The following is a 12091-nucleotide window of genomic DNA, read 5'->3' on the forward strand; positions in this document are numbered from 1 at the left end:
ACAATCCTTAGAAACTACGTGGTTTAGGGCTTTCGCCAGTAACAAAGCCTTCGGGCAACAATGTTTTTAAGGTTTTTAGACTGATGTGTTTAACCCCATTTTCGAGTGCTGTTTCATTCAGCATTTCCAGATTAGTTGATACCCGACGGGTTGAACCACGTACTGAACTCAAGAGCTGTTCAAGTACAGGATCTTCAATCTCCAGTTTCGGTGCATAAATACTGCATAGCAGTTTGGTGTCAGACAGATCGGCTGGCAGGGCAGGCACCCAGTTCAAGATACGGCCGTGAAAGCGTTCCCATTTCTCCAGCTTACGCGCCAGCATTTCTTCACCAATAATCAAGAACGTCCCTTGGCTGGCTTCATAAAGGTCACGTACAATTTCAACCTTGTTACCAACAACAAGATGGTCAAATTCATCAATGATGAGAGGACGGCCAGACTTCGCCAGTTCACTACTCGCCAGTTCCATCATTTCAGACAAAGTTGCTGGATAAGGAATACTCATCTCACGCAGCAAAGCCTGTAAAAAAGCCTTTTTCGTGTAAGTGCTTTTGACTTGTACATAAAAAGCATTGGTTTTGGTTGCCACAAAATTGGCAGAGGTAGACTTGCCAAAGCCGCTTGGTCCGTAGTATGCCGAAATACCAGGCAACAGCGGATTGCGCTCCAAGGTACGTTTTACAGCGGTATAGCACTGTGAAATATTACGGATTTGAGCGATCCCCGATGGAGCATTCATCTCCATTGCATTGACATTTGAGTTCATATAAATCACCATTAAATTGTTGTTAAGTGGTTCTTAAGGTGGTGCTGTAACACCGCTTTATCCCTGACGCTGGGCTAAATAGCTTTTTAGTTCAGCGTCTTCCTCTTCAAGTTCTCCAAACTTTTTAGAGGTCTGGAAAAATTCCCAGAAAGTTTTGTCTGCTTCGTTCAACTCCTCATTACGGCTATATTTTTGGTCTAAACGAATCCATCTCTGAATTTTGCTTTCAGTCATAGATGGCATCTCATCGTTCACTGTTTTCAATGCACTGGCTTCTTTAAAATAAATCACGCCATCTTTTGGCTTAGAAACTGGTAAAGCATTCAGCTCAGCCATCAATTCAGCATGTTGGTTTTGGTTAAATGGAATAACGGTTTGATTCTCGATATGCTCAATAACCAACTGTGGATTAACTTCCTGCAAGACTTCATCCTGCTTCACAGCCAGGCGGCGTAAACGTCCGTCAGCACGACGCTGGCGAGCTTGTTCAACCTTGGTCATTGGGAAGTAACTGCGTTTATTGGCATTCCAGAATGCATAACAGATCAGTCGGCCATCTTCATCACGCACCGTAATACGGTCAGCATTGTGGATGTCATAACCAACACAAACTGTATCCCCATGGTATTCAGCAAGTTCCTGGCTAAAGTAGCGGTTCCCGAACAGTTCAATCTCACCACGACGTACCTTGCGTTCTTCATAAGGACGGAACAGATCCTCTGCGTCCCAGTCTTCAACACAGTCAATTGGCGCACCCATTTCTAACGCTTCATTCCAGGCCTCTAACGGACTCAAATGACGTTTCTTTAAAGTGACCGGGTCAGTAATACGTTTCAGACTGCTATGCGGTTTGTTGTTGTAGTTATTGACTACTTCAGCCGCATAATTCAGAAAGTCAGCCCAGCTCATTAGCCCCTTGGAAACACCAATCTGTTTGATTTCGCTACGAGTGAGCTTGAACATCTTGTTGCTGGCTTCAGCATCCATGTCTTTACCAATGTATGAAGGTAAATTTTTGGCAGCTTTTACCCACAAAGTCTGGTGACTACGTTCAATCAAACCTTTGGCCTGGGAGTTATAGGGCAGGGCATGACTCATTTCCGTATTTAAACGAGCCATCACGCCACGGCCTTTTGCTCCCATCATTTGGTTCTTATAACCAGAACCGTTGTCCACATAAAAAATGGCAGGGATACCGCATTCACAGGCACTCATACGTACCGCATCCAGTACTGCCCAACCACTTTCTGCCAGGTCAATAGACCAGCCAACCAGACGACGTGTAGCCACATCAATAATGGATGTAATTTCAGGGCGGAAAGGTTTTCCATGCATAGGATGAGCAACTTCTGCATCAAAGCAGTGACCATCAGCGGTATAGACATCTGTAGGTAAAAGCTGCTCGGTATCACGACGGATAAAAGGCTGTAAATTTTTTAACTCACGGTTGCCCATACGACCGCGCTGTGCCTCGACATTGCCCATTTTTTCTTTAATAAAACGGTATGCCTGGTTATAGGTAGGACAAGGCACATCGGCTTTTAAATAGTTTGGAAGTAATTCCAACACAGCAGCCAATGTCGGTTTTTGCGGTTGTGCCCAAAGCTTAAGTAAGTCCATTGCCCAGACTGGAATATCCGAACGACGGGCTTTAGGTGCCAACATACTAATAACATTGATTTTATGTTGTTCAGCTTCTTCTACTGATTTAACCCAGTCGAAAACACTACGACGTGAAACAGTGCGTCCTTCACCTGCTTTGGCATTAGCTTTTTGCACAGCAAGCTGCATTTCTTCAGGTAATAAAAGTGCTTCTGCATCTGCAATAAATTGCTCGATTGCCGGTGTCTTCTTAGTACCTTGTTTGATCTGCTGCTGAATGTAGCGCACGACAAATAAACGGTTTTCAGCCACTTCTCGTTGCCAGTTGAACAGCTCAGCAACGTTTTGAGTTACTGGTGCAGTAGTTTCAACCACTGCTAGTTCTTGAACAGATTCATCCTTAGCCTTTGAAATGAGAACTAAATTATGAATCTGGTTCATAAAATTACTCGGCGGTGCATACTCTTTGCGAACTCCACCTATGCCTCGGGACGAAACTTCTTTATACTCCCAACTGTTGCGTAATAAGTACTTATCTAGTCCTTTGCGAGTTTTAGGTAAGCCACTTAAATTCAGCTCAAGCAATTCAGCAACGCTGTAGTGTGTCTTCATACTTCACCTGCCGAATTGATCTTGTTGCAACGTGGGTAAATACGTTTGTTATCTTTAGTCCAACGATCTGGGAAAAGCACATGAACTGGCATTCCCAGAAAATTGGCGATAGCGATTTCTCCGCTTTTGCTTGGTTTATCCAAGGCATTGCGGACCGTTTGGGCAGGCATGCCGTATGAAGTTGCAATTGAAGTTAAGGTATGACCTTGACGCTCAATTTCAGCTTTAATTGCATGTCTGTCCCAAACTTTTTCAGTGGGCATTTGCATTGTTCCCATGAAAAACCTCCCTGCCATTTGGCATTTTTTTTACCCGTTAGATTGGGCGTTTGCCCTTTCTAACGCTAGATTAAGTTCTTAAAAGAGAACTGTCAATAGTTCCTAATTGAATTTAGGAACTATTTTTTAGTTCTTTTTTAAATGTTAATTAAAACAGTGGCTTATAAATTAAGTACACAAAAGGACAGATCAGGCATGAGTTCTCAATTCGGAAAAAATAATTCGGAACTAAATAATCCATTAAAAGAACGAATAAAATTGTTAATGACAGCTGAGGAACTTGAGAAACCTTATAGCTTTGCTACGCGTGTTGGTTTATCCAAGGGAACATTCACGGGTATATGGGTAGAAGGTCGTACTTCATTGCAGAAAAAGACCATCGATAAGATTGCTGAAGCAACTGGTGCAAACCAGATATGGCTAATGACAGGAGCAGGAGAACCCTTTCAACAAGAACGAGCTTCGCAAAAGATTGAGCAGAACTGTGCTGAGTACCTAATACAGACACAATCTGAAGATATAAAAAATAAAAAAACAGATGTTCCTTTAAGCATAGATAAGTACTTACTTACTCAATCGATTGAAACTGCAGAAAAAGCCCTAGATATTGCAAAAGGCACTATGACGCCTGAAAACAAGGCAGAATTCATTTCTACACTTTATTTTAATGACAACGTGAATAATGTAAGTGAAGAATTACTTAAAGCTTGTATTAGCTTAATTGAACAAGCCCTTAAAGAGACGCGACGAACTCTGTCGCCAGAACCAAAAAGTGAATTGATTATAGTCATTTACAACTTTTATTATGACAAGCCTTGGACAGAAGAACATCTAAAGTCCGCATTAGATCAACTTATAAGGAGTGTTTCGTAACATGCTTGAAAATAATAATGGTAGTTTGGCAAACCTGGCTAAAGCCGGATTAGAGCTACCATCAAATGCTTTAGGAATTTTCTCAAAAATCACAGAAACCCAGCCAATATCTATAGTCCTAAAGCTAGCCAATGAAGAACTATGCACTTTGCAATTTAACCTGGATAATATCAACAGCCCAGACAAGACCACTACCCACATTGTAGGGGCAACTGTTGAAGCTCTACTGAACCAAATTCCGCTCATAAAAACAGTGCAAAATAAAAACTAAAAAAACTCCACATCCAGAGAAAGCGTTAAATTCAGTGCAAAATAAAGGGCAAATCAAGTTCAACCTGGTTTGCCCTTAAAAAAATCCTCAAATGCTTATCAGCTCAAGCTTTCATCCCACATAATCCCAGGACTTCCCGAATCTTCCCGCATCTCTCCAGTGCAGAATGAATTAATAAGTCACATATTTTCGTGTAAAGCCCGATGGTAAAAAAGCATGGCTATTCAGATATAAAAAATCTGATGGTAAATGGTCATGGCTAGGCATCGGAACCTATCCTGAATTATCGGGTAAGGGTGCAAGGAAAAAAGCATCTGAGATAGTTCAAGACATTTCGCACGGCGATAATCCAATCATTACCAAGCAGGAACGTAAACGGCAAGAACTGGAACAGAACAATGCCACCTTTGAAGTATTGGCGCGTGAATGGCTGGACACAAAAGCGAATACCTGGGTGCATGACACCATGACCCGAAATAAGAGTGCATTAGAAAAACACATATTCCCAATTTTCGGCAAACGCTTGTACACCACAATCAAACCGATTGAATGGATGAATCATTTAAAAGGTATTCAACAAAAGCATGGCATCTATGAACAAGTAAATCGAGTTCGTGCCATGTGTCGCGATATATACGATTTTGCAAAGGTGACAGGCCGTATTGATTACAACCCATTAGAAGGCATCCAAAAATACCTACAGCAAGGTATTAAGCAAAATATGTCGCATGTGAGTGAACAGGAATTACCAGGACTATTAAGAGCCATCAATAATTATCCAACTATGGACGTTCGGATGGGATTGCAGCTTTTGGCTATGTTGTTCTGCCGACCTACCGAGCTAAGAGAAGCCAAGTGGCAGGAGTTCGACCTAGATCAAGGGGTGTGGAATATCCCAGCCGAGCGTATGAAGAAACGCCGCGAGCATATCGTCCCTTTGTCTACTCAAGCATTAGCAATATTAAAAGAGTTGCAGACCTACCAAACCAATTCAGATTATTTATTTCCGAGCAGATCAGATAAGAGTAAGCCAAAGTCGGACACTGTTTTTATTATGGCCTTGCGCCGTATGGGGTATGAGGGCAGACAGACACCGCATGGATTTAGGCACATTGCCAGCACCTTACTAAACAATCGTGGTTTTGATGAACGTCATATCGAGGCAGCACTGGCACACGTTAAAGACGGCGTGGCAGGTGTATATAACAAGGCTCAATATTTAGATGACAGGGCTAATATGATGCAATGGTATGCGAACCATTTAGAAGAAATTGCGGATCAGAGCATTATTCAATTTAAAAAGGCTAAGTGACAAACCTTGTCGCACTACTAGCCAATAAATGCACAAATATAGGTAAATATAGATTATATTTGTTTTGCTAGGTATAGGCAGGCCAGCCGACAAGCAAGTACCCAACTTGTTTACCTAGCTACTTTTTTGGGGATGCTGTGGGAGGCAAAATAAGAATGGCAACATTAAGAGAATTGCATCATTTAAGAGGAAACCCTGATTTTTCACACTGGAACACTGTTAAATTATTTTCGATTGCTGAGGCTAGCTTACTCACGGCAGGATTAGAGCCTTGCGAGTACAATCATCTGCATGATTACCAATTACGAGAAAAACTAATTAGTGAAAAACCTATAAATTGGCAACATTCATTAATGCTCATAAGATCAATTATCGAGGCTATATGCACTCAAGAGATAAAATCACCATATATAAAAATTGACCGCAGCGACTATAACAATCAATGGGATGAGGTTGTTGAGCAGGCAAGAGTTAGCCTAGAAGATGTTGGCTCGATTATTGCGAATGAAACAAAAATACATAGAGATGAATTGTATAAATGGCTGAAAAAGAATGGCTACCTTGAGCCGCATCTGCAAAATGCCATTATTGTTGAATCTCAACCAGTCACATACAAACAACATGAATCAGTACAACAAAACAATGTAGGTTTATTACCTGAGCCTACCTACACAACGCCAGCACTTGAAGCGATTAATGGCGTTATTCGTGAGTTTTGGATTAGTTACGACCCTGATAAAAAACAACCACCACCTAAGCAAAGTGTCGTAAAAGCATGGATTGCAGAAAATCACCCTGAACTGGATAGTGATTATATTCAAACAGCAATAGATAAAATTTGCCGTCACCCCAACGCAAGAAATGGAGGAAATAGAAAAATTAACCCATAAATAAAACCAAAGGTATTACCCCAATAAAACAATAAAAATCATAATCTTATTTTGGGGTGATGGCAGTTTTTTTATATTGCCATTACCCCTTTGATGCTTCCTAACCCCAATATTTATTTGTTTTTATGCCCTAACAATATTTAGTCATGTAGGTGCATAAATGACCATTAATCCAATCCGTGTTCAATTCAAAACAGCTTGCCAAATTCTTGATGTAAGCCGTGAATCATTGCGCCATATCGTGCGTACAGATGCCACATTTCCCCGACCTATCAAGACTGGCGACACCAAACAAGCACCAGTCTATTTTGACTATGCCGAGCTTGTAGAGTGGCATAACGGTCAAAAGCAAAGCCTTGCAGCAATGGAGGCTTAATCGTGAACCCTGAATTTCTCAAAACCCTCGACCATTACAAAGCAATGCGCGAGCAGTATGGTGAAGAACATCCCATCACCATGCAGGCTTTTATGCTTGCGTTTGAATACTCCCCACAGCACTTGAAAGATGAAGCGTACAAGATGGCAGAACAGTATCTACCGAAGCCAAGCGGATGCTTAGACAACGGCCAGCCAGTCTATAACTTGCAAGATATTGCAGACCATCACGGCATCACGTTTGAGGAAGCAGAAACAAACCTCTTAAACATGATGCAGCAGCGTGAAGAACTTGGACTTTCAACTGATGGCGTTTTGATTAATGCCACCGTGAACCCGATCCAGTGAGGCCAGCCATGAACAACACTCAAGAACAAAAGATTCTAAATCACCTCAAGCAAGGCCGAACAATCACGCCAATGGATGCGGTGAAGTATTACGACATTTATCGACTGAGCGCGGTTGTCCTAAAGTTACGCAGAGCTGGGCATCACATTATTCGGTATGACGAGCGCAATAGCTCAGGCAGAGGAACTCATGCTCGTTATGAACTTGTCCGAGAGGTGGCAGCATGAAAGATTTTGTATTGGCTTCATACCGACCAATGAGAGAAGCAGAAACCGAAGCACATTTATTCGTGAATGATGATGCGATGGTATTTGTGGAACTTGATGCGGTGGATGGTGCAGAGCTAGAGATTTTAGCAACCCATGAAAAGTTGATGAAGAACCCCGATGCGGTGGATGTTGTAATTTTTCACTATGGCAGCTTAAAGACCTTGTTCAACAAATTGACAGAGGTGGGGGCATGAGCCAAATCATAGATTTTAAATCCGAAACTCAAGCCGACAGCCAACCCATGACTGATGATGAAATGCGGTTAGCCAATATCTACGACATTGCAGTCGGCTTAATTATTGATATTGAGGAGGGGCGCATCTTCTCAATGGCAGAAATCAAAGCACAAATGATTGAAGTCCTAGAGATTATTCAAGAGGAGTTTGACGCATGAAAGAGCTATTTTTAGAAATGTTTAAAGGACTACTTCTAGGCATGTGCTTTGCTTTGTTTTGCTTTGTTATTGCAACTCTAAGCCGTTCCGCTTATGCTGTAGACCTCTCAAAATCTAACAGCGTTACCCCACAGCGTCATTGTGGTTTTATTGTGCCTAAGTTTTGCAAAGCCTCTCAAGCTGTGCAGAAAACAAGCGCAAGCGTTTCAGCTACGCCAACAAGGCTGCAATCCCTCTATGAGGGGCAGACACGACAAAATAAGGCAGCAATGCCGAATATGTCGGGCGATTCTGTTAGATCGAGAGTGATGCCCCTCGCCCTAATCTCTCAAGTTAGGTCGAATCTCTACTCAAAACTAACAGGAGGCAGTCATCATGCCTAATCAAATCAATTCTACAAATACACCTAAAAAATACGATGCAGGCGACATGCACGACATTCAGTCGTTGGCTGCATACGATATGAACTGGATGCAAAGCGCACTAAACCGAGTCCGCCGTGACTTCATCAAGTTAAGTCTGGACTTGCAGCAACAAGGCATACATTCATGTCACCTCGATGAACTAAAAACCGCACTGGAGATGTACAGCTACTTAGCGGAGGAGCGTCATAGCTTCCATGTGGAAATGTCAGAACAATATAAAAAAGAGTGGGAGAACGAAAAAGGGGGTGCAGCATGAATGCAAAACCCCAACTAAATACACTCGCACCAAGTATGAAAGAAGCAGAGCGGATGCTAGACATGCTGGATGCTGGCGGTGGTCAGTTCACCTTTCAGACATTTGATGATTGCAAGCCACCTAGATCAAACACAGCTCATATCTACAACGGTTCACTAGAGCAGCATTTTAACGCCTTACAGCGACACAATCAGAATGGATGTGGTGTATTCGTCACAGTCAATCAAACCGACCTTAGCGGACGCAAGGCAGAGAATATCAAGCGCGCTCGGGCCTTATGGGTGGATTTTGACACAGCAGACCATGAGCGTTTAGATCGGCTGATGAATATGGATGGCATTCCACCCAACTTGATTGTTGAGAGTTCCGCAGGCAAGCATCATGCCTATTGGATTATTGAGGAAGGTGGAGAGATTCCACTTAATCAATTTACTGAATTACAAAAGCGATTGATTCATTTATTTGCTGGCGATGGTGCAGATAAAGCAATTCACGATTTACCGCGAGTAATGCGCTTGGCTGGATTCTATCACCGCAAGGGCGAGCCATTCATGGCGCGTGTGGTGCATTCTGACGCGTGGTGTGATGCTGATGAATTAATTAGATGGGTGCAATCTCTACCCATGCCAGAGGTGGCAAAACCAAAGGCACAGGCAGAAAAACCACAAGCAAAACAAACACAGCAAGCACATTCTACCTTAGATTTTAAACAGGCGAAATTATTAGCGCGTGGCCGTTGGCCTGAAATATTTAATCAGCTTGGCTATACATTATCGACAACCGCACCACATGAGCATGTTGCATGTCCTATGTGTGGCGGATCGGATCGGTTTAGATTCGATAATGAGAATAACGATGGCTCTTTTATATGCTCACAGGGTACAGGCGAAGCGATTGCTGGCGATGGGTTCACCCTATTAGAGCATGGCGGAAAATCAGCAGAGGAGGCATTAGGAGCAGTCACTCATGCACTTTCTGAAATGGGCTTGCTTAGTGAGTACGACAACAGGCCACCTAAGCAAAGCTCACTTCAAATTGTGAACATGAGCAACATTCAGGCGCAGCCTATCAATTGGCTATGGTATGGCTGGTTGCCACTTGGGAAAATGACTATTTTGGCTGGTGCTGGAGGCTGTGGAAAAACAAATCTATCACTTGCATTGATTGCGACAATAACCACAGGAGGAAACTTTCCTGATGGCTCAAAGTGCGAGAATGTTGGGAAGGTATTAATTTATTCTACCGAAGACGACCCAGCAGATACCTTGCTACCGAGGCTGATGGCGAACGGTGCTGATGTAAGTAAAATTGATATTATTGCAGGGCGCATTAATGACAAGGGTGAAAATGAGCCTTTCGACCCTTCGCAAGACTTTCCAAAGATTGAGCAATATATAAAAACCAATCCTGATATTAAATTATTAATGATTGACCCGATTGTATCCGCCGTTGGTGGCGACATGAATAAGGCCAATGATGTCAGAAAATCACTACAACCATTAGTTGAACTGGCTAATGAATACAAATTTGCGGTATTGGGTATTACTCACTTCTCAAAAGGTTCAGCAGGAAGCACCCCAGCAGACCGAATCATTGGCTCACAAGCATTCACAGCATTGGCGCGAATGGCTTGGAGTGCTGCAAAACGTGAAGATGAAGGCGATTGTGTTTTAGTTCGAGCTAAGAGTAATAACTCAATCTTGGAGGGTGGAGTTCGCTATCAGATCGAATCAGAAACGGTTTTAGATGACATTGAAACCACTAAGACAGTTTGGCTGGGGACAATTGAAGGAACGGCAAAAGAATTATTAGGAGAAGCTGAGGGCTTAAACAATGATGGCGGCTCAACATTGGATATGGCAAAGGACTTTTTAGTTGAGTTGCTAAGTGATGTTGAACACATGCCAAGCAAGGAAGTTCAAAGCCAAGCTAGAGAGGCTGGATTTAGTGCTGCATCTGTCAGACGAGCGCAAGAGGCTTTAAACATAAAACCCTTTAGACCACATGGGGAAAAAGTTTGGTTTTGGGCATTACCAAAAATTCACAGATTGGACGAACCAACCCATTTTTAACCCTTACCACTCAATGAGCAACATGAGCAACATGAGCAACATGGAGCTAACCTATTGAAATATATAGTTATCCAAGTTGCTCAAATGAAAATAGCTTGAGCAACATGATGAGCAACTTGATTTACTCATTAAATCATACACTTACAGCCAACTTGCTCAACTTGCTCAACTTGCTCAAAGGTATAGACAACAAATTTAAGAGATTTAAACCAATGCCAAACGTAAACAAAGTAACAGTAATGGGCGTTTTGGGTCGTGACCCTGAAACTAAGAACTTTCCAAACGGTGGCAGCGTTACTACTTTCAGCGTGGCGACTACTGACCACTGGAAGGACAAGACCACAGGCGAACGTAAACAGGCTACAGAATGGCACAGGATTACCACCAGCAACCGTTTAGCCGAGATTGCCAGTAAGTACCTCAAGAAAGGCGGAAAGGTTTATATTGAGGGTTCATTGCGTACAAGGAAGTGGAAAGACCAAAGCTGTGCAGATAGGGAAGTGACAGAGATTAGAGCCGATGAGCTGCAATTGCTTTAATCGAAGCTCCCTAAATATGGGGAGCTTTTTTATTGGCTGAGTGGTCATTATCACCATACAGATTCAACCATCATGGAAATCGTGATAACCGAATGAGTAGCTTTAGACAGCTTTAGATCGGTGCAGTCTAATTAGACAAAACGCAATTTTGCGTTTACCTGTAAAAACAACAAATTATATTCACCTGGCATGAATGCTCAATTTTGAGCTTTGCTTTGATAACAATAAGTTGAATGCACCCTACTGGATTTCAAATCCGAAAGGGTGGCATTTGAAATGCTACCCATCTAAGGCATGATGACAATTAAAATCCATGCAAAAAAAAGCCCACTACAGGAAAGACAACGTGGGCTTATAAACAATTAGCCATGGAGTAGGCAATTGAGAAACTACAGCAGTTTCTGTTGATTATTTTGTACACTATTCAAATAATATTCAGTGGCGAAATATATCAAAAATTCAAATAATGTTAATTAAATCAAATTGTTAGATAAACTTAATTAATAGTTTACTTAAATTAAAATTTATACCAAATAGCTAAACCTAGTCATAAGTTAGTTATTTTTAGCTATACAACATACCTTTAATTTACCTTGACAGCACCCCACCAAAAAGCACCATAAAAACAATGTCAAAGCCTTACTATATAAGCATTACAGCCATTTTGTTAAAGTTGCGTTTCGTCAAGCTACGTCAAGGTAAATTAACCTGAGTTCGATGAAATCCACTTAACCTTTTAGCATATTTTGGAAAGTTGGCTTATTGGGGTTCAAACAATAAGCCACTACAGCAGCCATGATATTCAC

The 12091-nt window shown here is 42.0% G+C and carries 15 protein-coding genes and 1 pseudogene; 13 read left to right on the plus strand and 3 right to left on the minus strand.

Features of this window, described 5'->3' with window-relative positions:
* Positions 1-7 precede the first annotated feature (7 nt).
* Genes ACE01T_RS09115 through ACE01T_RS09125 form a run of 3 tightly spaced genes read right to left on the minus strand, consistent with a single transcriptional unit; the run spans position 8 to position 3261 of the window.
* The gene (locus tag ACE01T_RS09115; RefSeq protein WP_395519143.1) at positions 8-769 is read right to left on the minus strand and encodes an AAA family ATPase; all 762 of its coding nucleotides are present in this window, start codon (positions 767-769) and stop codon (positions 8-10) included.
* Positions 770-826: 57 nt separating this feature from the next.
* Positions 827-2983 carry a Mu transposase C-terminal domain-containing protein gene (locus ACE01T_RS09120; protein ID WP_395519144.1) on the minus strand — a complete coding sequence of 719 codons (2157 nt, stop codon included), beginning with the start codon at positions 2981-2983 and terminating at the stop codon, positions 827-829.
* The gene (locus tag ACE01T_RS09125) at positions 2980-3261 is read right to left on the minus strand and encodes a helix-turn-helix domain-containing protein (protein WP_395519145.1); all 282 of its coding nucleotides are present in this window, start codon (positions 3259-3261) and stop codon (positions 2980-2982) included. Before ACE01T_RS09125 ends, ACE01T_RS09120 begins: the two co-directional genes overlap by 4 nt.
* 195 nt (positions 3262-3456) lie before the next feature.
* Between ACE01T_RS09125 and ACE01T_RS09130 the strand changes: the two genes are divergently transcribed.
* The 13 genes and pseudogenes from ACE01T_RS09130 to ssb all read left to right on the plus strand — a co-directional run bounded on the left by ACE01T_RS09130 (position 3457) and on the right by ssb (position 11285).
* Entirely contained in the window at positions 3457-4134 is a 678-nt protein-coding gene (locus ACE01T_RS09130) for a helix-turn-helix domain-containing protein (protein ID WP_395519146.1), read from the plus strand.
* A gap of 1 nt (position 4135) precedes the next feature.
* Positions 4136-4405: a hypothetical protein gene (locus ACE01T_RS09135; protein ID WP_395519147.1), complete on the plus strand. Its 270-nt coding sequence runs from the start codon at positions 4136-4138 to the stop codon at positions 4403-4405.
* 184 nt (positions 4406-4589) lie between these two features.
* A pseudogene (locus ACE01T_RS09140) lies at positions 4590-5717 on the plus strand (tyrosine-type recombinase/integrase); the annotation flags it as partial.
* A gap of 155 nt (positions 5718-5872) precedes the next feature.
* Positions 5873-6607, plus strand: a complete 735-nt coding sequence (locus tag ACE01T_RS09145) for a hypothetical protein (RefSeq protein ID WP_395519148.1) — start codon at positions 5873-5875, stop codon at positions 6605-6607.
* 160 nt (positions 6608-6767) lie between these two features.
* On the plus strand, positions 6768-6983 hold the full coding sequence (locus ACE01T_RS09150; protein WP_395519149.1) for a transcriptional regulator: 216 nt from the start codon (positions 6768-6770) through the stop codon (positions 6981-6983).
* 44 nt (positions 6984-7027) lie between these two features.
* Positions 7028-7330, plus strand: a complete 303-nt coding sequence (locus ACE01T_RS09155) for a hypothetical protein (RefSeq protein WP_300043306.1) — start codon at positions 7028-7030, stop codon at positions 7328-7330.
* A gap of 8 nt (positions 7331-7338) precedes the next feature.
* Positions 7339-7557, plus strand: coding sequence for a helix-turn-helix domain-containing protein (locus ACE01T_RS09160; RefSeq protein WP_395519150.1), 219 nt, complete (start codon positions 7339-7341; stop codon positions 7555-7557).
* Positions 7554-7793, plus strand: a complete 240-nt coding sequence (locus tag ACE01T_RS09165; protein WP_395519151.1) for a hypothetical protein — start codon at positions 7554-7556, stop codon at positions 7791-7793. The genes ACE01T_RS09160 and ACE01T_RS09165 overlap by 4 nt, the downstream gene beginning before the upstream one ends.
* Positions 7790-7993, plus strand: a complete 204-nt coding sequence (locus ACE01T_RS09170; protein WP_395519152.1) for a hypothetical protein — start codon at positions 7790-7792, stop codon at positions 7991-7993. Before ACE01T_RS09165 ends, ACE01T_RS09170 begins: the two co-directional genes overlap by 4 nt.
* Entirely contained in the window at positions 7990-8376 is a 387-nt protein-coding gene (locus ACE01T_RS09175; RefSeq protein ID WP_395519153.1) for a hypothetical protein, read from the plus strand. Before ACE01T_RS09170 ends, ACE01T_RS09175 begins: the two co-directional genes overlap by 4 nt.
* Complete coding sequence (locus ACE01T_RS09180; protein ID WP_395519154.1) at positions 8369-8674, plus strand: hypothetical protein; 306 nt, start codon at positions 8369-8371, stop codon at positions 8672-8674. Before ACE01T_RS09175 ends, ACE01T_RS09180 begins: the two co-directional genes overlap by 8 nt.
* Complete coding sequence (locus ACE01T_RS09185) at positions 8671-10746, plus strand: AAA family ATPase (RefSeq protein ID WP_395519155.1); 2076 nt, start codon at positions 8671-8673, stop codon at positions 10744-10746. The genes ACE01T_RS09180 and ACE01T_RS09185 overlap by 4 nt, the downstream gene beginning before the upstream one ends.
* Positions 10747-10958: 212 nt before the next feature.
* On the plus strand, positions 10959-11285 hold the full coding sequence (ssb, locus tag ACE01T_RS09190) for a single-stranded DNA-binding protein (RefSeq protein WP_395519156.1): 327 nt from the start codon (positions 10959-10961) through the stop codon (positions 11283-11285).
* The last annotated feature ends 806 nt before the right edge of the window (positions 11286-12091 follow it).

It is taken from the genome of Acinetobacter uliginosus, assembly GCF_044130295.1.
Classification (GTDB): Bacteria; Pseudomonadota; Gammaproteobacteria; order Pseudomonadales; family Moraxellaceae; genus Acinetobacter.